General features: G+C 69.7%; 19 protein-coding genes, 1 tRNA gene and 1 pseudogene. 13 read left to right on the top strand and 8 right to left on the bottom strand.

From position 1 onward, the window contains the following. From ABZ070_RS17490 to ABZ070_RS17480, 3 genes are all read right to left on the bottom strand, one after another. Window positions 1-1,004: acetate--CoA ligase family protein (locus tag ABZ070_RS17490; protein ID WP_356634660.1), on the bottom strand; the 1,004-nt coding region annotated here is incomplete at its 3' end. After that, the gene (gene frc, locus ABZ070_RS17485; protein ID WP_356634658.1) at window positions 1,004-2,245 is read right to left on the bottom strand and encodes a formyl-CoA transferase; all 1,242 of its coding nucleotides are present in this window, start codon (window positions 2,243-2,245) and stop codon (window positions 1,004-1,006) included. The genes frc and ABZ070_RS17490, both read right to left, overlap by 1 nt. Window positions 2,246-2,257: 12 nt before the next feature. Beyond that, window positions 2,258-3,943: a thiamine pyrophosphate-binding protein gene (locus ABZ070_RS17480; RefSeq protein WP_356634668.1), complete on the bottom strand. Its 1,686-nt coding sequence runs from the start codon at window positions 3,941-3,943 to the stop codon at window positions 2,258-2,260. Between the two features lie 197 nt (window positions 3,944-4,140). On the opposite strand from ABZ070_RS17480, the gene sucC reads away from it, so the two are divergent. The 6 genes and pseudogenes from sucC to ABZ070_RS17450 all read left to right on the top strand — a co-directional run bounded on the left by sucC (window position 4,141) and on the right by ABZ070_RS17450 (window position 9,586). After that, window positions 4,141-5,268, top strand: coding sequence for an ADP-forming succinate--CoA ligase subunit beta (gene sucC, locus ABZ070_RS17475; protein WP_356634656.1), 1,128 nt, complete (start codon window positions 4,141-4,143; stop codon window positions 5,266-5,268). A 15-nt stretch (window positions 5,269-5,283) separates the two neighbouring features. Continuing rightward, window positions 5,284-6,186 (top strand): succinate--CoA ligase subunit alpha, encoded by a 903-nt coding sequence (gene sucD, locus ABZ070_RS17470; protein WP_356634654.1) that lies wholly within the window; start codon window positions 5,284-5,286, stop codon window positions 6,184-6,186. A gap of 118 nt (window positions 6,187-6,304) precedes the next feature. Further along, complete coding sequence (locus tag ABZ070_RS17465) at window positions 6,305-7,846, top strand: aldehyde dehydrogenase family protein (protein ID WP_356634652.1); 1,542 nt, start codon at window positions 6,305-6,307, stop codon at window positions 7,844-7,846. A gap of 91 nt (window positions 7,847-7,937) precedes the next feature. Beyond that, window positions 7,938-8,096: pseudogene (locus ABZ070_RS17460) on the top strand (IS5/IS1182 family transposase); the annotation flags it as partial. 61 nt (window positions 8,097-8,157) lie between these two features. Then, window positions 8,158-8,583, top strand: a complete 426-nt coding sequence (locus ABZ070_RS17455; RefSeq protein ID WP_356634650.1) for a contact-dependent growth inhibition system immunity protein — start codon at window positions 8,158-8,160, stop codon at window positions 8,581-8,583. 280 nt (window positions 8,584-8,863) lie between these two features. Then, window positions 8,864-9,586 (top strand): transporter substrate-binding domain-containing protein, encoded by a 723-nt coding sequence (locus ABZ070_RS17450; protein ID WP_356634648.1) that lies wholly within the window; start codon window positions 8,864-8,866, stop codon window positions 9,584-9,586. A 99-nt stretch (window positions 9,587-9,685) separates the two neighbouring features. Here the strand turns inward: ABZ070_RS17450 and ABZ070_RS17445 are convergent, their stop codons facing one another. Then, entirely contained in the window at window positions 9,686-10,165 is a 480-nt protein-coding gene (locus ABZ070_RS17445; protein WP_356634646.1) for a diadenosine tetraphosphate hydrolase, read from the bottom strand. A 169-nt stretch (window positions 10,166-10,334) separates the two neighbouring features. After that, window positions 10,335-10,625 (bottom strand): hypothetical protein, encoded by a 291-nt coding sequence (locus ABZ070_RS17440; RefSeq protein ID WP_356634644.1) that lies wholly within the window; start codon window positions 10,623-10,625, stop codon window positions 10,335-10,337. A 395-nt stretch (window positions 10,626-11,020) separates the two neighbouring features. Between ABZ070_RS17440 and ABZ070_RS17435 the strand changes: the two genes are divergently transcribed. Further along, window positions 11,021-11,509, top strand: a complete 489-nt coding sequence (locus tag ABZ070_RS17435) for a sortase (RefSeq protein ID WP_356634642.1) — start codon at window positions 11,021-11,023, stop codon at window positions 11,507-11,509. A 155-nt stretch (window positions 11,510-11,664) separates the two neighbouring features. Beyond that, window positions 11,665-12,291: a class F sortase gene (locus ABZ070_RS17430; RefSeq protein WP_356634666.1), complete on the top strand. Its 627-nt coding sequence runs from the start codon at window positions 11,665-11,667 to the stop codon at window positions 12,289-12,291. 48 nt (window positions 12,292-12,339) lie between these two features. Here the strand turns inward: ABZ070_RS17430 and ABZ070_RS17425 are convergent, their stop codons facing one another. Further along, window positions 12,340-13,650, bottom strand: a complete 1,311-nt coding sequence (locus ABZ070_RS17425; protein WP_356634640.1) for a DUF2254 domain-containing protein — start codon at window positions 13,648-13,650, stop codon at window positions 12,340-12,342. A 168-nt stretch (window positions 13,651-13,818) separates the two neighbouring features. Between ABZ070_RS17425 and ABZ070_RS17420 the strand changes: the two genes are divergently transcribed. The 5 genes from ABZ070_RS17420 (at window position 13,819) to ABZ070_RS17400 (ending at window position 18,251) form a co-directional block, all read left to right on the top strand. Beyond that, a tRNA-Leu gene (locus ABZ070_RS17420) sits at window positions 13,819-13,906 on the top strand. A gap of 114 nt (window positions 13,907-14,020) precedes the next feature. Continuing rightward, window positions 14,021-14,482, top strand: a complete 462-nt coding sequence (locus tag ABZ070_RS17415) for a DUF2809 domain-containing protein (protein WP_356634638.1) — start codon at window positions 14,021-14,023, stop codon at window positions 14,480-14,482. A gap of 232 nt (window positions 14,483-14,714) precedes the next feature. After that, window positions 14,715-15,644, top strand: a complete 930-nt coding sequence (locus ABZ070_RS17410; protein ID WP_356634636.1) for a ribokinase — start codon at window positions 14,715-14,717, stop codon at window positions 15,642-15,644. Window positions 15,645-15,701: 57 nt separating this feature from the next. After that, window positions 15,702-16,028 (top strand): hypothetical protein, encoded by a 327-nt coding sequence (locus ABZ070_RS17405; protein ID WP_356634634.1) that lies wholly within the window; start codon window positions 15,702-15,704, stop codon window positions 16,026-16,028. 276 nt (window positions 16,029-16,304) lie between these two features. Beyond that, entirely contained in the window at window positions 16,305-18,251 is a 1,947-nt protein-coding gene (locus tag ABZ070_RS17400; RefSeq protein WP_356634632.1) for a cellulase family glycosylhydrolase, read from the top strand. A gap of 21 nt (window positions 18,252-18,272) precedes the next feature. Here the strand turns inward: ABZ070_RS17400 and ABZ070_RS17395 are convergent, their stop codons facing one another. Continuing rightward, window positions 18,273-18,536 (bottom strand): GlsB/YeaQ/YmgE family stress response membrane protein, encoded by a 264-nt coding sequence (locus tag ABZ070_RS17395; protein ID WP_356634630.1) that lies wholly within the window; start codon window positions 18,534-18,536, stop codon window positions 18,273-18,275. Between the two features lie 224 nt (window positions 18,537-18,760). After that, window positions 18,761-21,358, bottom strand: a complete 2,598-nt coding sequence (gene rph / locus ABZ070_RS17390; RefSeq protein ID WP_356634628.1) for a rifamycin-inactivating phosphotransferase — start codon at window positions 21,356-21,358, stop codon at window positions 18,761-18,763. Window positions 21,359-21,459: the final 101 nt, after the last annotated feature.

The raw sequence follows: 21,459 nt of genomic DNA, 5'->3' as shown, positions 1-21,459 counted from the left end.
GACGCGACGAACTTGGCGGGGATTGCGAAGACCGCCACATCGGGCTCGCCCGGAACATCCATCACGCTCTTGTACGCCTTACGGCCGAGTATGTCATCGGCCCTGGGGTTCACCGGATGGATCTCGCCCGGGAAGCCGCCGTCGATCAGGTTGCGCATGACCGAATTGCCGATCTTCCCCTGCTCGTTGGAGGCCCCGATCACCGTCACCGAGCGCGGCTGCATCAGCCGCCGCATCGAGGCGAGGATCTCCTCGCGCGAGTACTTCCGCCGCTGGGCCGAAGGCGCGTCGCTGAGCAGGATCCGAACATCGGCGGCCATCGCCCCGTCCTCGGAGGCGAACACCGGATTCAGGTCCACCTCGGCGATCTCCGGGAAGTCGGCGGCCAGCCGGGAGACCCGCACCACCACATCGGCGAGGGCGTCGCGGTCGACGGCCGCGCCTCCCCGTACCCCGCGCAGGATCTCCGCGGCCCGGATGCCGTCCAGCATCGACAGCGCCTCGTCCTTCGAGGCGGGTGCGAGCCGGAAGGTGACGTCCTTCAGCACCTCGACCAGCACACCGCCGAGACCGAACGCCACCACCTTCCCGAACGTGGGGTCCGTGACCGTGCCGACCAGCACCTCCGTCCCGGCCGGCACCATCTGCTGCACCTGCACACCGAGGATGCGGGCGCCGGGCGCATACGCCTTGGCGTTCGACACGATGGCCGTGAACGCGCCCCGCACCTCCGCGCAGGACGTGAGCTGGACCTGCACACCGCCCGCGTCCGTCTTGTGCAGGATGTCCGGCGAGACGATCTTCATCGCGACCGGGAAACCGATCCGGTCCGCCAGTGCGACCGCTTCGTCCGCCGTCTCCGCCAGCCCTTCCGCCGGCGTCGCGATGCCGTAGGCGTCGGTGACCGCCTTGCCCTCCGGGGCCGTCAGCGCCGTACGGCCCTCGGCGAGCGCGCCCGCCAGGATCGCCCGAACCGCCGCCTGCCGCTCCTCGTGCTCCGCCACTAGATGACTCCGTTCGACTTGAGCAGGCTGAGCTCCTCGTCACCGAGCCCCAGCTCGCCGACGTACACCTCTTCGTTGTGCTGGCCGAGCAGCGGCGAAGTGATCACGTCCACAGGGGAGTCGGACAGCTTCAGCGGGCTGCCGACCGTGGTGAAGGTGCCGCGCTCGGGGTGCTCCACCTCGACGACCATCTCGTTGGCGGCCAGCGACGGATCCTCGATGATCTCCCTCGTGGAGAGGATCGGGCCGCACGGGATGTTGCGGGCGTTGAGCTTCTCCAGCACTTCCCACTTGGGCAGCGTCGCCGTCCACTCCTCGATCAGCTGGAACATCTTGCCGAGCTTCGGCAGCCGTGCCTCCGGCGTCGCCCACTCGGGGTCGTCCGCGAGCTCCGGCCGGCCGATCAGCTCCGAGACCGGCTGCCAGCCGACGGGCTGGACGATGACGTACACGTAGTCGTTCGGTCCGCCCGGTGCGCACTTGACCGCCCATCCGGGCTGTCCGCCGCCCGACGCGTTGCCCGAGCGGGGGACCTCGTCGCCGAAGTCCTCGTTCGGGTATTCGGCGAGCGGGCCGTGGGCGAGGCGCTGCTGGTCGCGCAGCTTCACCCGGCAGAGGTTCAGCACGGCGTGCTGCATGGCCACGTTGACCCGCTGGCCGCGCCCGGTGTGCTCCCGCTGGAACAGCGCCGCCAGGATGCCGGCGACGGCGTGGATGCCCGTCCCCGAGTCCCCGATCTGGGCGCCCGTGGCGAGCGGCGGCCCGTCCTCGAAGCCGGTGGTCGACATGGAGCCGCCCATGGCCTGTGCCACCACTTCGTACGCCTTGAAGTTGGTGTACGGGCCTTCCCCGAATCCCTTGATCGAGGCGTAGACGATCCGGGGGTTGATCTCCTGGATCCGTTCCCAGGTGAACCCCATCCGGTCCACGGCTCCCGGGCCGAAGTTCTCCACCATCACGTCGCTGCGGCGGATCAGCTCGGTCAGGATCTCCTTGCCGCGCTCCGACTTGGTGTTGAGCGTGATGCTCCGCTTGTTGCAGTTGAGCATGGTGAAGTAGAGGGAGTCGACGCCGGGGAGGTCGCGCAGCTGCTTGCGCGTGATGTCGCCGCTCGGTGCCTCCAGTTTCACCACGTCCGCGCCGAGCCAGCCGAGCAGCTGGGTCGCGGACGGGCCGGACTGGACGTGTGTCATGTCGAGGACGCGGACGCCCTCAAGAGCCTTGGTCATGGTCCTGGTCATGGCCCGTGCTCCTCACTTGTACATGGTCTGGTTCATGGTTCCGGGGGCGTACGCGTCGGGGTCCACCCAGACGTTGATCAGCGACGGCAGCCCGGACTCGCGGGCACGGCGCAGCGCCGGGCCGATGTCGGCGGGGTCGCGCACCTCCTCGCCGTAACCGCCCAGCATCTGGGCGAACTTGTCGTAGTTGACGTCGCCGAGGGTGTTGCCGACCCGCTCGCGGCCTGGGCCGTACTTCTGTGCCTGGCCGTACCGGATCTGGTTCATCGAGGAGTTGTTGCCGACGATCCCGACGAAGGGCAGGTTGTAGCGGACGAGGGTCTCGAAGTCCCAGCCGGTGAGCGAGAAGGCGCCGTCGCCGAAGAGGGCCACCACTTCCTTGTCCGGGCGTGCCTTCTTGGCGGCCAGCACGAACGGGACGCCGACGCCGAGGGTGCCGAGCGGCCCGGGGTCCATCCAGTGGCCGGGGGACTTGGGCTGGACGACCTGGCCGGAGAAGGTGACGATGTCGCCGCCGTCGCCGATGTAGATCGAGTCCTCCGTGAGGAAGTCGTTGATCTCGCTGACCAGGCGATACGGGTGGATGGGGGAGGCGTCCGAACGCAACTGCGGCAGCCGCTTGTCGAGGGCGGTCTGCTCGGCCGCGCGGAGTTCCTCGAGCCACGCCTTGCGCTTGACGGCACCGCCGTTGAGCCGGCCGGACACCGCCTCCGTCACGGACTCGAGGATCAGTCCGGCGTCGCCGACGATCCCGAGGTCGATGTCCCGGTTCTTGCCCACGGTCCGGTAGTCGAGGTCGATCTGCACCACCGTCGCGTCGGGCGACAGCCGCTTGCCGTAGCCCATGCGGAAGTCGAAGGGGGTGCCGACGATGACGATGACGTCCGCATGGGAGAACGCGTAGCGCCTCGACAGCTGGAAGTGGTGCGGGTCCCCGGGCGGCAGCGTGCCGCGTCCCGCGCCGTTCATGTACGCGGGCACGTTCAGGGTGCGCACCAACTCGACGGCGGCGTCGGTGCCGCGTGTCGTCCACACCTGGCTGCCGAGCAGGATCGCCGGCTTCTCCGCGTGCACCAGCAGGTCGGCGAGCTTCTCCACGGCCTCGGGGTCGCCTGCGCTGCGGGTGGAGGCGCGGTAGTGGCCGGCCTGGGGGACGCGCGCTGTGTCCACCGGCACCTTGGCGTCGAGGACATCGCGCGGGATCTCCAGGAAGGAGGGCCCCGGCGCGCCGTGGTAGCACTCGCGGAACGCCATCGAGACCATGTCGGCCGCGCGTGCCGTGTCCGGCACGGTCGCGGCGAACTTGGTGATCGGCGTCATCATGTCGACGTGCGGCAGGTCCTGCAGCGAGCCCATCTTGTGCTGCGTGTGGGCTCCTTGGCCGCCTATCAGCAGCATGGGCGACTCGGCGCGGAAGGCATTGGCGACGCCGGTGACGGCGTCCGTGGTGCCCGGCCCGGCCGTGACGACGGCGCAACCCGGCTTGCCGGTGATGCGCGCGTAGCCGTCGGCCGCGTGGGCCGCGACCTGCTCGTGGCGTACGTCGACGACTTCGATGCCTTCGTCCACGCAGCCGTCGTAGATGTCGATGATGTGGCCGCCGCAGAGGGTGTAGATGACCTCGACACCCTCTGCTTTGAGCGCCTTGGCGACCAGGTGTCCACCCGAGATGAGTTGCTGGCTGTTGTCGTCGGGCATGGCGAAGTCCTGTCCCTTCGTAGGGGAGTCGGTGTACTGGGCGAGAAGGCGCCGGTGCGCCTCCCCGGTGTGCTTCGCGGTAGATTGCATACAGTCGACGAATACTGTATGAAGCTTGTTATCCCGCATCCGGTGGGTGGTGTCCAGGGGGCGTGCGGCACTTTCATTCGTTTCGGACGAAGCACTGGGAGCCCGGCATGGATCTGTACGAGCACCAAGCGAGGGAACTCTTCGGGGAGTACGGCATCCCCGTTCCGGAAGCAGAGACCGCGGACACGGCCCGACAGGCCCGCGAGGCCGCCGAACGGCTCGGCGGCAGTGTCGTCGTCAAGGCCCAGGTGAAGACCGGAGGCCGCGGCAAGGCGGGCGGTGTCAAACTCGCCGCCGACGCCGCGGCCGCGGAGATGACGGCCCGCCAGATCCTCGGCATGGACATCAAGGGCCACACCGTACGCAAGGTGATGCTCGCCCGGCCCGTCGACATCGAGACGGAGTTCTACGTCTCCTACGTCCTCGACCGTGCCGCCGGCACCTTCCTCGCCATCGCGTCCGCCGAAGGAGGCATGGACATCGAGGAGGTCGCCGCCACCCGCCCCGAAGCGGTCGCGCGCATCCCCATAGCGCCCGCGGAGGGCGTCACGCCCGCCAAGGCCGCCGAGATCGCGGCGGCGGCGGGGCTGCCCGCGGACGTGGCACCCGTCCTGCAGTCCCTGTGGCAGGTCCTCGTCCGCGAGGACGCCCTCCTGGTCGAGGTGAACCCGCTCGTGCGCACTGCGTCCGGCGAGATCGTCGCTCTCGACGGCAAGGTCACGCTCGACGACAACGCCCGCTTCCGTCAGTCACGTTGGGGCGGTGACGAAACCGCCATGCACGAGGACCCGCTGGAGGCGGTGGCCGCCGCCAAGGGCCTCAACTACGTCAAACTCGACGGCACGGTCGGCGTCATCGGCAACGGCGCCGGACTCGTCATGTCCACACTCGACGTGGTGGCCGGCTGCGGAGCCCGCCCCGCCAACTTCCTGGACATCGGCGGCGGAGCGTCGGCCCAGGTCATGGCCGACGGACTGTCGGTCATCCTCTCCGACCGCGATGTGAACAGCGTGCTCGTGAACGTCTTCGGCGGCATCACCGCCTGCGATGCCGTCGCCGAAGGAATCGTCCAGGCACTCGACTCGGTGCGCCTGACCAAACCCCTCGTCGTCCGCCTCGACGGCAACAACGCCGCCCGCGGCCGCACCATCCTCGACGACCGCGCCCACCCGCTCGTCCGCCAGGCAACAACCATGGACGGCGCCGCCCGCCAGGCCGCCGACCTCGCCATCTGAAAGGACCGGGAAACCATGGCCATCTTCCTCACCAAGGAGAGCAAGGTCCTCGTCCAGGGCATGACCGGCGCCGAGGGCATGAAGCACACACTCCGGATGCTGGCGTCCGGGACCGACATCGTCGCCGGGGTGAACCCGCGCAAGGCGGGCCAGGTCGTCGACTTCGGCGAGCGTGCGGTCCCCGTCTTCGGCACCGTCGGCGACGCCATGGCGGCCACCGGCGCGGACGTCACCGTCGTGTTCGTACCGCCGCCGTTCGCCAAGGCCGCCGTCATGGAAGCCGCCGACGCCGGCATCGAGCTCGCCGTCGTCATCACCGAGGGCATCCCCGTGCACGACGCCGTCGCCTTCCAGGCGTACGCGGCCGAACGCGGCACGCGGATCATCGGCCCCAACTGCCCCGGACTCATCAGCCCCGGCCAGTCCAACGCGGGCATCATCCCCGCGGACATCACAGCCAAACCCGGTCGCATCGGACTCGTCTCCAAGTCCGGCACCCTCACCTACCAGCTCATGTACGAACTGCGCGAGATCGGATTCTCGTCGGCGGTCGGCATCGGCGGTGACCCCGTCGTCGGCACCACCCACATCGACTGCCTCGCCGCCTTCGAACAGGACCCCGACACCGAACTCATCGTCCTCATCGGCGAGATAGGCGGCGATGCGGAGGAACGCGCCGCCGCGTACATCACCGAGCACGTCACCAAGCCGGTCGTCGGCTACATCGCCGGCTTCACCGCCCCGGAGGGCAAGACCATGGGCCACGCCGGCGCCATCGTCTCCGGCTCCAGCGGCACGGCCAAGGCCAAGCAGCAGGCACTCGAAGCCGCCGGCGTACGAGTCGGCTCGACGCCCACGGAGACCTCACGTCTGGTGCTGGAACGCCTCGCGGAGCTCGCCCGCACGACCGCGGCCTGATTCAGCGGGTACGCCCGCCCACCTGCGAACAGAGCAACTCCCCGGTGGCCGGCGTGTGCGCGCCGGCCGCCCCTGCCACCTCCCGCCCCGTACGACTCGTCACGAGCGGAGTTCACCCATGGCAACCACCCTCACCCTCAAGCCCGGCACCGCCTGGACCGACGCCTGGCAGCGCTGCCTCACCCTCGCCCCGGAAGCGTTCCGGGACGAGCGCGTCCTCAACCTCTGGGGCGCACAGTGGCATGCGGACGGCCGAGCGCTGCCCGCCACCAGCCCCGTCGACCTCGGCCCCGTCGCCGGCCCGCCCCGCCTGGACGCGGCCACCGCGCAGCAGGCCGTACGCGCCTCGCTCGACCAGCACCGGGCCTGGCGCCACATACCGCTGCCCGAACGCCGCGCCCGCGTCGCCGCCGCACTCGACGCCCTGACCCAGCACCGTGAACTGCTGGCCCTCCTGCTCGTCTGGGAGATCGGCAAGCCCTGGCGGCTCGCCCAGGCCGACGTCGACCGGGCGATCGACGGAGTGCGCTGGTACGTCGAGGGCATCGAGCCGATGCTGGAAGGACGTTCACCGCTCGCGGGTCCGGTCTCCAACATCGCCAGCTGGAACTACCCGATGTCCGTTCTCGTCCACGCCATGCTGGTGCAGGCCCTGGCCGGCAACGCGGTCATCGCCAAGGCCCCGACCGACGGCGGCGTCGCCTGCCTCACCCTCGCCTGCGCCCTCGCCGCCCGCGAAGGCGTACCCCTCACCCTGGTCAGCGGCAGCGGCGGGGAACTCTCGGAAGCCCTCGTCCGCTCGCCGGAGATCGGCTGCGTATCCTTCGTCGGCGGACGCGACACCGGCGCCCGAATCGCCACCGCCGTGGCCGACCTCGGCAAGCGCCACATCCTGGAGCAGGAAGGCCTCAACACCTGGGGCATCTGGAACTACACCGACTGGTCCGCGCTCACCGCCGTCATCCCCAAGCTGTTCGACTACGGCAAGCAGCGCTGCACCGCCTACCCCCGGTTCGTCGTCCAGCGGGAGGCGTTCGCCGACTTCCTCGCCGCCTACCTCCCCGCCGTACGCTCCATCCGCACCGGCCACCCCATCGCCGTCGAACACCCCGACGACCCGCTGCCCGCACTCGACTTCGGCCCGCTCATCAACGCGGCGAAGGCGAAGGAGCTCGCCGACCAGGTGGCGGAGGCCATCGACCGCGGTGCCGTCCCCCTGCACCGCGGCTCCCTGGCCGACGGTCACTTCCTCCCCGGCCAGGACACCTCCGCCTACTTCCCGCCCGTCACGCTCCTGGAGCCGCCGCCGTCCTCCCCGTTGCACCACGCGGAGCCCTTCGGCCCGGTCGACACGATCGTCCTCGTCGACACGGAGGCGGAGCTGCTCGCCGCGATGAACGCATCCAACGGCGCGCTCGTGGCGACCCTGTGCACCGACGACCCGGCGGCGTTCCAGCGACTCGCCCCCCAGATCCGCGCCTTCAAGGCCGGCCACAACAAACCCCGTTCCCGCGGCGACCGCGACGAGCTCTTCGGCGGCTTCGGTGCGTCGTGGCGCGGGGCGTTCGTCGGCGGCGAACTGCTGGTACGGGCGGTGACCGAAGGCCCGGTGGGGGAGCGACTGCCGGGCAACTTCCCCGAGTACCAGCTCAAGGCCTGAAAACCGCGGTGAGCGGGCGTGCCAGGGCCCGCGAGCCCGGCGTGGTCGGAACGAGAGGCCCTGGTCTTGCCGAGTCAGGAATTCTGCACGGCCGCTGTCCGCCCGCATCACCGCAGGCCACGCGGGCGACGCAGCAGCCTTCGAGGTCGTCATGGCCGGCATCCGCGTTCCACGAAGCGGTCCCGGAAGACCGAGGACCCGCCCGGATGCCGTCCTGGCCGACCGTGCGTATTCATCCCGCGCGATCAGGAGCCACCCCCTTAGTGACCTGAGTCAGAGATCCCCTTCCTGTTCCGGCGACAATGAACCTCATGGACCATCTGCTGCACCTCGACCGCACGCTCGATGAACTGGACCCACCTCACTGGGCGCCTCCTGCTTCTGACGCGACCCGTTTGGTGCGCAAGGTGCACGAGTTGCGGCAGGTTCCGTTGGGCGAACTCGGTCCGGCGGATCTGCGCACGCTCCTCTCGCAACAGGTGGCACTGCCGTACGTTCTTCCGCTCGCAGTGTTCTTGCTGCTCGAGGAGCCGCTGCTTGACGCCTACTTCTACGAGGGGGACCTGTTGCTTGCCGCTGTGAACGCCCCTGCTTCGGCCTGGGCCCTGTTTCCAGACCTCGGGACGCGATTGCACGCCGTGATCGCGGCCTTGCCGGAGGCAGCAGTGGCCCGCCTGCCCCGCGGCGCTGCCGAGGAGCTCGCCCGCTTCGTCGCCCGGCCTGAATCGCTTCACTGACCGAAGAGCGCGGGTGAGGAACTCACGAAGGGCCGCGGCCAGATCATGCGCCGGCCCACCAGCTCCAGCACCCTTCCCTCCCTCGTCCTGCGCCCTGCGAGCTCCCGCCGCCGGCGGACGAGCCCTCCCTTCTGCTCCCCGCACCCCGGGGGATGGTCCTGCGAGATGGGGATGGTCCGTTGGGGAGCAGTGGAGAAGGCCATCACTTGCACGTTCGGCGGCGAGGGGTGACCGACCTCCGACCTTCAGTCCCGAGGGACGCCGGCCTAGAGTCCGAGCCATGAAGATCACGACTGCTGCCATCGCGAAGGATCTGGCGCCGATTGGTGCACTACGGGCCTCGATCAATCTAGGCAATCCGGTGTTGGCCCAGGGAACTACGACCGCGCCGACCGGCGTTACGGTCGACATTGCGCGTGAAGTCGGCGCGCGGCTGAACGTGCCGGTGGAACTCGTCTGCTTCGACGCGGCGCGAAAGTCTCACCAGGCGATGACGGCGGGGCAGGCCGATATCTGCTTCCTGGCCATCGACCCCGAACGAGAGGCTGAGGTCGCGTTCACTGCACCGTACGTGGTGATCGAGGGTGTGTTCGCCGTACCGCATGACTCACCCCTCACCACGATCGCCGACGTCGACCGTGCGGGTGTACGTATCGGCGTGAAGCGTGGTTCTGCCTACGACCTCTTTCTCTCCCGCACTCTGGAGCACGCGACCATCGTGCGGGGCGAGGAAGGTGTCGATGAGTTTCGCGCTCAGGGCTTGGAGGTCGCAGCCGGCATCAGGCAGCCGATGACGGAGTTCGTGGCGGCACATGCCGAAGTACGACTCATCGAAGGCCCGTTCATGCAGATCCGGCAGGCGGTGGGAACGACCAGGGCCCGACGGCCCGAGACCATCCAGTTCCTGCGGGACCTCGTCGAGGAGTTGAAAGCCAGTGGATTCGTTGCCGACGCTCTCCGCCGCGCGAAGCAATCCACCGCCACGGTCGCCCCGCCCGAGTAGGCACAGCCGACGGAGCTCGGAAGCGGTGCCGGGACCGTCGTTCACTGACCGTCGCTGATCACCGAGCCTGCCGACCTGACGATCGGCAGGCTCACGCCGTCAGCTCATCGAACGCAACCGATCCAGTTCGCTCCCGATCCCGTCCCGCAGCACGTCATGCTGCGGCCCCAGCCTGAACCCCTCGTCACTCCACCGGTCACCCGGATATAGCCACACAGGCTTGCCCACCAGCTCGGCCGGCTCCCAATCGAACCGCGGCCAGACGTGGGCATGCAGGAAGGGGTCGGTGTTCCCCAGAATCTCCAGGTTGACCCGGCGGAAGTCGGGGTCCAAGCGTCGGCAGACGCGCTCAACGGCTTCTCCAAGCCGGTCCATGTCGGACAGAAACGACAGCCGCCTCGCCTTCGGCAGATCAGACAGCCGCTGAACACCGGGTTCGTCCACGAGGAGAACCGAGTAACCCGGCAAGAACTGAACGTCGCCGATCACCGCGAACCCCGACTCAAGTCGCCGCAGCACGGTCGGGTTCTCGCCTCGCAGAGCAGCCCCAATCCGATCCATCCTCCAGTCACCCGTCATGGCTCCAACTCAGCCACAGAGGATCAAGGCCCGGCCTTCGCTCCCCACCTCCCCCATCCATCAAGAACCAACCACGGGAGGCGAGGAGCGACCCCGGCCATTTTCACGAATCGCCATCATCGGTCAACGGCACACCCCGACCAACGATCAGGCGATGCGGAGAGTGCGGCTAGGAGCTGCCGGTGCCATCAGCCGTACTTGTAGCGGTCCACCAGGCGATCACTCGGGCGGCCATCGCTTCGGGACATAGGCCGAGAGGATCGAGTCCGAAGTGATCCTCCAGCTCGTGCCGTAGGAACGCGCCGATCTCCATCTGGTTGGCGCCACTACGGAGCTGCCGGAGCAAGGGGGCGAGCATGCAGTCGTACTCGTCCTGCACGTCGTCGGCGACGCCGATCGGATCCCACTCATTGAGCAGAAGCCGCAGGCCGTTCTCGATGGATGAGGTCCATGACTGCATCGCTTGAGCGTGCCACCCGGAGACCACGGCCGGTTACTCGCCCCCATCTTGATCCAAACGAAACTGCCTAGGCCTTCAGGCCGCCGGAGCGATCTCCGGCGTCGGACCCTTCGCCGAAGGGGCCTCTCGGGAACGGTGCCATGCGCGTCCTTTGGCGTGAGGGGACCGGGACCACTAGCCCGTTCGCCGTCACCCGGTTGCGGTCGCCGCAGTGTCCTCACCGCGACGACCTGCGACGCGACATCAGTGGGAGGAGCCGGCCCTGCCCCTTACAGGGTGACAGAGGTGTCGGCAAGCCGCAGAGCGGTGATCACTAACTGTCGGTTGCCTCGTGCGAGGAGCACAGCGGAGGCGCCGCGCAGACAGGCCGGACCCTGCTCCACTGGAGGATTTTCATGCGTATGGCACGTGCCGGCATCCCGGCCGCCCTGATCCTGGGTGCCCTTGCTCTGTCCGCCCCCGCCGCCATGGCCGCGGAGGAGGACGAGGGGCGCATCAGCATCAGCGAGCGGAGGGCCGCGCCGGGCACCACGGTCACCGTCACCACCAACGCCTGCGGCGACGAGACCTACGGGAAGGGGGAGTCGGAGGCGGGCGGACAATTCCATCTGCTGGAGAGCGACGAGGAGGGTGTGCTGAAGGGCGAGTTCACGGTCCCCGACGACGCCGATTCCGGCAGCGACACCGTCACCCTGAAGTGCCCCCCGAGGACCAAGGTCACCGGCACGTACGAGATCAGCGGCCGTCCCAACGGCGCGGTCGACGCGGGCTTCGGCGCCACGGACAACACCACCCAACTCGCCCTCGGCGGTGTGCTGGTCACCGGCGCCGTCGCCGGCACCGTGGTCAGGATGCGCCGCCGCCCGAGCGGCGTCAGCGCCTGACCGACCGTCATCCACCCGCGGCCCCCGGCCACCACACAGGTGCCGGGGGCCGCAGGGATGCCCCGTCCGCCGCAGAGCAAAGGCCCGCCCCGATGGAAAACGGCCACCGGCCGAGCAACGCTGAACAACCGCCGCCCCTGGTCCCCTCGTACAAGATGTGCGCCTGCGCGCTGATCGCGGGAATCCTGCTGGTGGCCAACGCCGTACTCGACGGCCAACCGCCGCAGCCCTCGCCCGCCCAGGCCCGGTCCGCCTCCGCCCAGGACGACCGGCCTGCTCGACCCGCTCCTCGGAACACGCCGACGCCCACCGGGGTCCCGGCGCTCCCCCCGTCGGACCCCGTCCGGATGATGATCCCGGCCATCGGGGTGAACGCCCCCATGTCACGCCTGGAGCTGGACCACACCGGCACGCTGCAGACCCCGCCGGCCGAGCAACCGGGACTGGCCGGCTGGTACGGCGACGGCACGGCCCCCGGTGCGGTCGGGACAGCCATCACCGCCGGGCACGTGTACACCCCCATGGGCCCCGGCGTCTTCTACCGGCTCGGCGCCCTCACCAAGGGTGACAAGGTCGAGGTCGTGCGGGAGGACCACCGCACCGCCGTCTTCACCGTCGACGCCGTGGAGGTCCACGACAAGAGGGACTTCCCCGACGAGAAGGTCTACGGCGATTCGGACCGGCCCGAACTACGGGTGATCACCTGTGGCGGCGACTACTCCCGCAGCACCGGCTACCAGGGCAACGTCGTCGTCTACGCGACGCTGAGCGCCGTGCGGTAGGACCGACTCGACCGGCATGTGCGGCCGCCGTCTTCGCCGTCCGGCGCCTCAGCCGATGCCCTGGCGGTCGGCCTCCAGCGCGAACGCGCGCTCGGCCGCTTCGGGCAGGCCCCGCTGCACCGCCTGCACCAGCAGCGCCCGGTGGCGGAGCAGGGGCTCGCGCCGCTCGTCGGGCACGAACCGCAGCAGGTCGTCGAAGGAGGCGACGAGCCGCCGGGACACCTGCGGATCGCCCACCGCACGGCCCCGCAACTCCGAGAACCCGAGATCGACCAGATCCCCCCACCCGGGACCGTCCTGCACCAACCGCACCACGCCGTCGCCGTCCCGGTGCTGCACAGCGCCGAGCGGGAGATGCGCCACTGCCGCCAGGAAGTACACGATCCGGTCGATGCACTGTACGGCGGTGGTCGGGTCGTTCACCGCCGGTGAGAGCGCGCGCAGGCCGATGTCGGACAGCTGACGCAGTCCGAAGCCCAGGTCCTGATGGAACGTCCGCTCCGTGCCGACCGACAGCGCGGACTGCAGGACGCGCCGCGCGGGCAGCCCCTCCCGCCCGCCGTGCACGGCGACGACGTGCATGCCCGGCACCACGAAGTCCCCGATTCGGGGAATGACGCGCAGCACCACGTCCTTGCGGCGGGCGGCCCGCACCAGCCGGGCCACATGCAGGTCCCGCAGGGTCCCCGCCCGCCCGTGATGCGGGACGAATGTCACCTCGTCGGACAGCGGCGTCGGCACCGAATCCTGCGCCGGCATCCGGTGCAGCACCCGGAACGACTCCTTCGTCACCCGCTCCACGACGGGACCGACCTTCATCAGCTGAAGCGTCTGCGTCACATAGGCGATGAACAGCAGCAGACTGAGCACGACCATCAGCAGTGTCAGCGCTCCCTGGAACAGCGGCACCGACATCACCTTCCGCGGATCGGTCTCGCTGTCGTACGACGTGAGAACCAGCAGCGACAGCAGGAACGTCGAGAGGAACACCGAGAACGTCAGCTTGCTGATCCGGCTCCGGATGAAGATCCGTACGATTCGGGGGCTGAAGTTGCCCGCCGCCATCTGCACGGCGACGAGCGAGATGCTGAAGACGACACCGATGAAGGTCATCATCGCGGAGCTGACCGTGGTCACGACGACCTTGGCGTCCTCCGCCCAGGAGATGAGCGTCCGGACGGTGTCGAAGTCACGGTCCTCCTGGAGCGACTCCAGGAGAGCGGCGTCGAAGGTGTCGATCACACTCCAGACCGCGCAGATCAGCACGAGCGCGAGAGTGGGGGCGAACCAGAACGTGTCCCGTAGATGCTCGCGCAGCGGAGAGAGCGGGCGGGGCCGTCGAGAGAGGCGTTGACTCACGCAGCCGACGGTAACCTCACGCGGTGCAACTGTGTGGACACGTGTTGTGGCGACAGCCTCCGCGCGTCGCCGCGCACCCCACTGACCACGCAAAACGTGGGTGAGGGGCACCTCGATCCTTTGGTATTGTTGTCCATGTCGCCGCGGGAGACCGGGGCCGACCACCTGGTCCGGGTGGCGGAATGGCAGACGCGCTAGCTTGAGGTGCTAGTGCCCTTTATCGGGCGTGGGGGTTCAAGTCCCCCCTCGGACACCAGCGAAGACCCCAGTAGATCTGGGGTCTTCTGCGTTTCCCGCGTCACAGGCGAGCCCGCACGGGTGTGATCGCGTTCCGGTCGCATGTTCTTCGCGCGCGTCCTAGGTTGATCGGATGATCTCTCGAGGGGTGGGCGGGTTCTCGCGGACCCGGGCGGCGGCGGCCGCGGCGGCGGTGGTGACGGTCGTGGCGGGCCTCGGAATCAGGGCCCTGGTGGACGGGTGCGTCGCGAAGTACGCCGGGGACGCGCTGTACGCCGTTCTGATCCTCGCGCTGGTCGTGTTCGTGGCACCCCGATCGCGGCCCGTCGCGGCTGCCGGGGTGGCGCTGGGGTTCAGCTGGGCGGTCGAGCTGCTGCAACTCACCGGCGTGCCCGCGGAGCTGGGCCGGCGTAGCGCAATCGCCCACCTCGTCCTCGGATCCACGTTCAACGCACCCGACCTTGTCTGGTACGCCGTTGGCGCGGCCCTGGGGTGGTGCGTCCACGGCTTGCTCGTTCGCCGGTCCGGCAGGCCGGCCGTCTCGTCACGATCCGATCTCGCCCGCCGCGAGGGGCTTGCGCGGCGAGGTGTGTAAACGTTTCCATCTCCTCGTGTAATCGTTTCCATGGCGCCTCGGTCCATGGCATCGCAGGCTCACGGAAACCACAAGGAGGTGGCCGGGCATGGCCGGCATCAAGGATGTCGCGGCCGCGGCGGGGCTGTCCGTCGCCACGGTCTCCGGTGAAGGCAGTGAAGGACAAGAAGATCGAGAGCACGATGAAGGCGCCGGTCGAGGTCGTCACCCGCGAGAAGGTGGCGGACTTCTCATGACCCTTGAGCGCCAGAACGGGTCCGGCGCGAACGGCTACGACCTGCTGGTCGTCGGCTCCGCCAACGCCGACCTGGTCGTCGGCGTCGAACGCCGCCCCGCCGCCGGCGAGACCGTCCTCGGCTCCGACCTCGCCGTCCACCCGGGCGGCAAGGGCGCCAACCAGGCGGTCGCCGCAGCCCGCCTCGGCGCCCGCACGGCCCTGCTGGCCAGGGTCGGCGACGACGCCCACGGGCGGCTGCTGCTCGACTCGCAACGTGCAGCCGGTGTCGACACGGCAGGGATCCTCGTCGGCGGGGCCCCCACCGGGGTCGCGCTGATCACGGTCGACCCGTCGGGCGACAACAGCATCGTGGTCTCGCCCGGCGCCAACGCCCGGCTGACACCCGACGACATCCGGGCCGCGGGCCATCTGCTCGCCCGCGCCCGGGTGGTGTCGGTCCAGCTCGAGATCCCCCTCGCCACGGTCGCGGAGGTGGCCCGCACCCTGCCGCCCGGCGCCCGCCTCGTCCTCAACCCGTCCCCACCCGTGCCGCTGCCCCTGGACGTGCTCGCCGCCTGCGACCCGCTGGTCGTGAACGAGCACGAGGCCCGGTTCATCCTGGGGGAGTCGGCAGCGCAGCAACCCGAGGAGTGGGCGCAGGCGCTCCTGGACCTCGGTCCCCGGTCGGTGGTCGTCACCCTGGGCGCGGAGGGCGCCCTGGTCGCCGCCGACGGTGCTTGCGAGCGGGTGCCGAGCCCGCGAGTGGAACCGGTCGACACGACCGGCGCCGGTGACGCCTTCACCGCGGCTCTGGCATGGCGGCTCGGGCAAGGCGAAACCCTCGTGGCCGCTGCCGGGTTCGCCGTCCGGGTGGGCGCGGCCGCGGTCACCCGCGAGGGTGCGCAGGAGTCGTTCCCGACGGCCGAGGAGGTCGGTGCGGCCTGAAGAGGTCCGGCATTCTCAACCGCCATCTCGCCGGATCATCGGCGGAGCTGGGCCACGGTGCAGCTCGACCACGAGGTGCCGCTGGACGCCCTCAACCAGTTCCCGGCCGGCCAGTCGTTCGCTTTCACCGTGAACGCCGGCCGCGCCAAGGGTTGGTCCGGCTCCACCGCGATGGACGGCGCCAAGGTCTCGGTCTCCTACGACGACGGGGCCACTTGGACGTCCGCCAAGGTCCAGCGGAAGGACGGCAACTCCTTCCGGGTCAAGCTGCGGCACCCCAAGTTGGCGGACACCAACGGCTTCGTGACCCTCAGGACGGAGGCGTGGGATTCCGCGGGCAACCGCACCGTGCAGACCATCACCCGGGCCTACGCCCTGAAGTAGTCGAGGAGGGAGGCAGACGGCCGGCCCGGACCCCTCGCGGATCCCGGCCGGCCAGTCGGCGGCGGGGACATGCTTCTCCGTTTAAGTCGGCGGTGTTTGCGGCCGGCTGTTCAGGACACCGCGGGCAGCGGCTCGTGTGCCGACGGCGGTCTGTTCATCGATGCCCGGCCCCGTCATTATGGCGCAGCCATGTCAATCGCTGTCGTTTCGTCGGTGCAGGCGGTGCTGCTGGGCGCGTGAGCTCGAGGGGCGGCAACCGGATCGGAGTGGACGGTCATGAACAGGTCGTTCGTCAAGTGCGTGCTGGTCGCCCTGATTCCGGGTCTCCTCGCGAGCGCGGTGGCGGCGCTTCCCGCCAGAGCGGACGAGCAGTCACCCGCGGCCGGCGCGCCGCCCACCGCCGCCCTGCCCGCCGTGCGGTCGGCTGCCGCGGACTGGACCCCGCCGCTCAGCACCCGCGGCCGCTACATCGTCGACGCCCGCGGCAACCGCTTCAAGCTCAAGTCCGGCAACTGGCACGGCGCGAGCGGAACCTGGAACGGGAGCGGCGACCAGGAGGACCCGGCGAATCATCACGCGGGTGAGAAGTCCGACCGCATCCCCCTCGGCCTGGACCGTGCCCCGATGTCCGAGATCGTCGCCGGATTCCGTGAACTCGGCCTGAACAGCATTCGCCTGCCCTTCTCCAACGAAATGCTGCACGACCGACGCCCCGTCGCCGACGCCGCGGTCACGGCCAACCCGGCCCTGCGCGGAAAGACACCGCTGGAGATCTACGACGCGACCGTCACCGCGCTCACCGACGCCGGCCTGGCGGTCGTACTCAACAACCACACCAACACCACCCGCTGGTGCTGCGCCGTGGACGGCAACGAGCGCTGGAACGCGAGCCAGAGCAACCAGGCGTGGGAGAACGACTGGCTCTTCATGGCACGCCGCTACAAGAGCAACCCACGAGTCGTCGGCGCCGACCTCTACAACGAGGTCCGGCGCTCGGTCTGGGACGACCCCAACTGGGGCCTCGGCGACGACCACGACTGGTTCGCCGCCTCCCAGCGCCTGGGTGACCGCATCCTCCAAGAGGCAAATCCGGATCTCCTGATCGTCGTCGAGGGCATCAACTGGACAGGCATCCCCGTCGACGGTCTGCCCCACGAACGCCCCACCCTGGATCCCGTGCAACGGCTCTCCCACACCCTCGTGCGGTCGGGCAAGCTGGTCTACTCGGCCCACTTCTACGACTACACGGGGCCCAGGCACAGCGGCGCGACCGGCATGGGCGAGACCTCCGACAGGCGTTACCGGGACTTCAGCCGCGCGGAGCTCCGTGACGTGCTGCACCAGCAGGCCTTCTATGTCACCGCCCAAGGGAAGCGGCACTTCACCGCGCCTGTGTGGATCAGCGAGTTCGGCATCGGCGGCCGGGACGAGCACGGCGAGAAGCCGCGGGCGTGGTTCGAGAACTTCGTCGACGAACTGGTCAGGACGGACGCCGACTTCGCCTACTGGCCCCTCGTCGGCTGGCACGAGGACACGAAGGGCAACGGCTGGGCTCTGCTCCACTGGGACTCGGCCGGCCGGCGCATCGGCGTCTTCGACGGCGACGACTGGCGGGCAGGCGCGTGGAGCCGGCTGATCGCCGCCGAGGGGCGCCCCGGACCGGTCCCGATCACCGACCGCTGGTCGATGCTCAGCCCCGACCACGGCGATTTCGTCCAGTCCCTGCGGATGCGGGCAGCGGAGGACTGGGACCCCGGCGCCCGCAAGGCGGTCTGCCCCGACGGTCAGCGTCTCACCGGCCTCGGTCACACCGGCAACCGCGGCCTGTGCACCGACGCGGGCGGGCGGGATCTGTGGGCGGCGGACGGCCGGCACACGGTGGTGCGCGACGAGCGGCATGTCCGCCCGGGCGGTGACTGGGCCTCGGGCTACACCAAACTCCAGTGCCCGGCCGACCACTTCCTCATCGGCTACGGCGTCCGAGGGGCCGCCGTGTCCAGTGCCCTCTGCGCCTCGGCCGGGGAGCGGCTCGGGACGACGGACCGGACCGTGTGGTTCGACCGCGGCGACAACCGGCCCCCGGCGGCCGGAGGCGGCGACTTCGCCCACGGCCGCTTCAAGGGCCAGTGCGCGGACGACGAGTACGCGGCCGGTGTCGCGTACACCGGCCGCGTCGGCTCGGCCAGGACCCCGGACGCGCTGCTGTGCCGGCCGCTCGCCTGACGCGCCCCGCGTCGGCCGTGGTCAGCGAAGGGCCTTGACTCGAGTCAGCGCGGCGACACCCGCCGCGGCGAGTGCGATCTGGATGAGCCACTGGACCCAGTCGACACCCTCGGTGTCCGCCACCCCGAATGCCACGGCCAGAGCAGTGCCGACGAACGCGGCGGCGATGCCGACGACGATCGTCCACAGCACCCCGATGTGCTGACGGCCGGGAACCACCAGCCGCCCCAGTACGCCGATGACGAGGCCGATCACGATCGCGCTGATGACGCCGGATATCTCCATGGGGCATACCTCTCGGATTCTCCGTCCGGCGGTCCCTTTTCCGCCAAGCCGGCGTACGAGTGCCCGCCATGGGGGGAGTTACGCCCGCCTCGCGGGAGCGGTGTTCGGTTCGATCGGCCGACGCGGACGTGGGGCGTGCCGCGGCGCGGAGTGTGCGAGAGGTCGCGCGGTTCGACGACGCGGCGCACCTTCGAGGATTGCCGGCGTCCGGCAGTCCTCGGCGGTCAAGGCAGGATCTCGACGTACCCGTCGGTTCCGTGTACGCGGATCCGCTGACCGTCCCGGATCAGCCGGGTGGCCTGCTCCACGCCCACGACGGCCGGCAGGCCGTACTCCCGGGCGATCACCGCGCCGTGGGTCATCAGGCCGCCCACCTCCGTCACCAGGCCCGCGGCTCCGACGAACAGCGGTGACCAACTGGGGTCGGTGAAGGTCGTGACCAGGATGTCGCCCTCCTCGAGATCCGCGTCCGCCATGTCGAGGACGACGCGGGCCCTTCCCTCCACGGTTCCTGCGGAGACCGGCAGACCTACCAGGGAGCCGTCCGGCACGTCCTCGCGCCGGTAGGCCCCGGTGACGGCCTCACCGTCCGAGGTGAGCACCCGGGGCGGCGTGAGCGCGTGGTACGACCGGAACGCCTCCTTGCGCTGCTCGATCAGCCGGCCGTCCACCCGCTGCGCGCGCACGGCATCACGGAATTCCTGGAACGTGAGATGGAAGACGTCCTCCCGCTCGGACACCACGCCTGCCCGCACGAGGCGTTCGGCCTCCGCCATCAGGGCCTGCTTGTAGACGAAGTAGCGGCTGACGATGCCGTACTTCGGGTACTCCCGGTACCCGATGAACGTCCTGACCCGGTCGATCATGCGCTTGGCCTCGTCGGCCTTCTCGCCCCCGTCCGGCAGGGCACGAAGGCGGGAGAGCACGTCCTGCTCCTTCTCCCACGCCCTCTGCCGCCCCTCCTCGAAGCGCCGTTCGGCGGCACCCGGACCGAAGTTCCTGACGTTGTCGAGGATCACGGGCACGAGCGTGCCGGGGCGCTCACGCCAGCGCGGCCTCGTGATGTCGATCTCGCCGACGCAGCGCATGCCGTACCGGTCGAGGTAGGACTCGATGGCGTCGCGCGCCTCGGCCCCGCCGGCGAGCTTCGCCAGTTCGTCCGACAAGTCCTCGCCCTCGACGTCCTGCAGGAACGCCACGACCTCCGGGTGCGGGCGGATCACGTCCGCGACGTCGAGCAGCGCCAGTCCCATTTCCGACGTGACGTTGTCAGGGGCGGACAGGGTGAGCGTGTCGGCCGCGTTCTTCTCGCCCAGCCACTCCTGCAGCTTGTCGTTGAGCCACCACGTGGCCTCCATCCCCGCCGTGATCGCCTGCATGCTCAGCGGATCTGCGAGGGCTCGCTTGTGCTCCTCGAAGGCCTCCAGCAGGAAGTCGAACAGCGCCGGTCCGGTCTTCGTCCGGATGTCGCGTTCCAGGGCGGCGATGGACTCCTGGCTGCGCTTGATCAGCTCGCTGACGATGGCCGGGTCGGTCCCGACGGGGGCGGGCGCACCGCCGGCCGGCGGCCCGCCGGGACCGGCGTCCGGAAGCGAGGGGACAAAGTCGTCGCGGTCGAGGACGGTCTCCAGAGCGTCCCTGATCAGCGGATCGCCTCTCCCCAGGACGTCCAGAAGGCCTGCGCGGCTCGAGGGCGAGGCCAGGCGCCGGGTGACGTCGACGAACAGCCTCCCGCCGGCCTCGTGCATCGGCACCATGGCCGTCAGCTGCCACATGGAGAGCCCGAGGGGCTTCATGGGGTCGGTCATCATCTGCCCGTGACCAACGGAGACGTAGACGTGATTCTCCTGGTCGCCGGCCTCGGGGACGGGAAAGAGCGTCGTGATCGGCCGGCTCTGCACGATCCGGAAGCCGTCGTCGGTCAGGCACCATTCGATGTCCTGGGGGCGGCCGAAGTGCGCTTCGATCCGCCGCCCGAGCTGCACGAGCTGCACGACCTGCGCATCGGTCAGCGCGGGCCGCTCCTGACGCCGCGCCTCGATCGCCACTTCGCGCGTCCCGCCGTCCGGCAGGGCCTCGACGGCGAGCTGCTTGGCGGCGACAGCCTTGGCGACGACCTCGTCGTGGCGCACCGTGAAGACGTCCGGGTTCACCAGGCCGGAGACCAGGGCTTCGCCGAGGCCGAAGCCGGCGTCCACGGTGGAGACCTTCCGGTTGCCCGTGACGGGGTCGGCCGTGAACAGGATGCCGGCCGCATGAGGGAAGACCATCTGCTGCACGACCACGGCCATGTGGACCGTACGGTGGTCGATGCCGTTCCGCTGACGGTAGGTCACGGCCCGCTCGGTGAACAGCGAGGCCCAGCACCGGCTGACGTGCTGGAGGATCGCCGTCGGCCCCACGACGTTCAGGTAGGTGTCCTGTTGGCCGGCGAACGAGGCCGTCGGCAGGTCCTCCGCCGTCGCGCTGGATCGCACGGCGTAGGCGGTTTGCTCGCCGAACCGGGTGAGCGCGCGGGTGATCGCCGCAGCGAGATCGCCCGGGATGGCGACCCCTTCGATGGTCCGGCGAATCCGCGCGCTGAGCGTGCGGATCGCCTCCTGGTCGTCCGGGCTCAAGCGTGACAGCTGATCGAGCCGATCGTCGATCGACGGAGCTTCCGCCATGATCCGCCGGAAGGCGTCCGTGGTCACGCAGAAGCCCCCCGGCACGCGGATGCCTTCGATGCGCGACAGCCCGCCCAGGTGCGCGCCCTTGCCGCCGACGAGCGCGACCTGCTTCTCGTCGATCTCCTGCAGATCCGACACGTACTGCTTGATCACTGCGACACCTCCGAGGCAGCCGTGCTCCGTTGCACCGCGGTGGCCGGTCGAATCTCCGGCGCTGCCAGTTCTGTCGAACCTCTTGTCGGGCACGTCCTCAA

The organism is Streptomyces sp. NPDC006283 (assembly GCF_040613325.1).
Lineage (GTDB): Bacteria > Actinomycetota > Actinomycetes > Streptomycetales > Streptomycetaceae > Streptomyces.
This window is presented reverse-complemented; position numbering and strand designations above follow the sequence as displayed.

Excerpts from the sequence above, each read along its gene's own strand:
- frc (WP_356634658.1), bottom strand. The coding sequence starts at position 2,245 with ATGACCAGGACCATGACCAAGGCTCTTGAGGGCGTCCGCGTCCTCGAC.
- ABZ070_RS17480 (WP_356634668.1), bottom strand. The coding sequence starts at position 3,943 with ATGCCCGACGACAACAGCCAGCAACTCATCTCGGGTGGACACCTGGTC.
- sucC (WP_356634656.1), top strand. The coding sequence starts at position 4,141 with ATGGATCTGTACGAGCACCAAGCGAGGGAACTCTTCGGGGAGTACGGC.
- sucD (WP_356634654.1), top strand. The coding sequence starts at position 5,284 with ATGGCCATCTTCCTCACCAAGGAGAGCAAGGTCCTCGTCCAGGGCATG.
- ABZ070_RS17465 (WP_356634652.1), top strand. The coding sequence starts at position 6,305 with ATGGCAACCACCCTCACCCTCAAGCCCGGCACCGCCTGGACCGACGCC.
- ABZ070_RS17455 (WP_356634650.1), top strand. The coding sequence starts at position 8,158 with ATGGACCATCTGCTGCACCTCGACCGCACGCTCGATGAACTGGACCCA.
- ABZ070_RS17450 (WP_356634648.1), top strand. The coding sequence starts at position 8,864 with ATGAAGATCACGACTGCTGCCATCGCGAAGGATCTGGCGCCGATTGGT.
- ABZ070_RS17445 (WP_356634646.1), bottom strand. The coding sequence starts at position 10,165 with ATGACGGGTGACTGGAGGATGGATCGGATTGGGGCTGCTCTGCGAGGC.
- ABZ070_RS17440 (WP_356634644.1), bottom strand. The coding sequence starts at position 10,625 with ATGCAGTCATGGACCTCATCCATCGAGAACGGCCTGCGGCTTCTGCTC.
- ABZ070_RS17435 (WP_356634642.1), top strand. The coding sequence starts at position 11,021 with ATGCGTATGGCACGTGCCGGCATCCCGGCCGCCCTGATCCTGGGTGCC.
- ABZ070_RS17430 (WP_356634666.1), top strand. The coding sequence starts at position 11,665 with ATGTGCGCCTGCGCGCTGATCGCGGGAATCCTGCTGGTGGCCAACGCC.
- ABZ070_RS17415 (WP_356634638.1), top strand. The coding sequence starts at position 14,021 with ATGATCTCTCGAGGGGTGGGCGGGTTCTCGCGGACCCGGGCGGCGGCG.
- ABZ070_RS17410 (WP_356634636.1), top strand. The coding sequence starts at position 14,715 with ATGACCCTTGAGCGCCAGAACGGGTCCGGCGCGAACGGCTACGACCTG.
- ABZ070_RS17400 (WP_356634632.1), top strand. The coding sequence starts at position 16,305 with ATGAACAGGTCGTTCGTCAAGTGCGTGCTGGTCGCCCTGATTCCGGGT.
- ABZ070_RS17395 (WP_356634630.1), bottom strand. The coding sequence starts at position 18,536 with ATGGAGATATCCGGCGTCATCAGCGCGATCGTGATCGGCCTCGTCATC.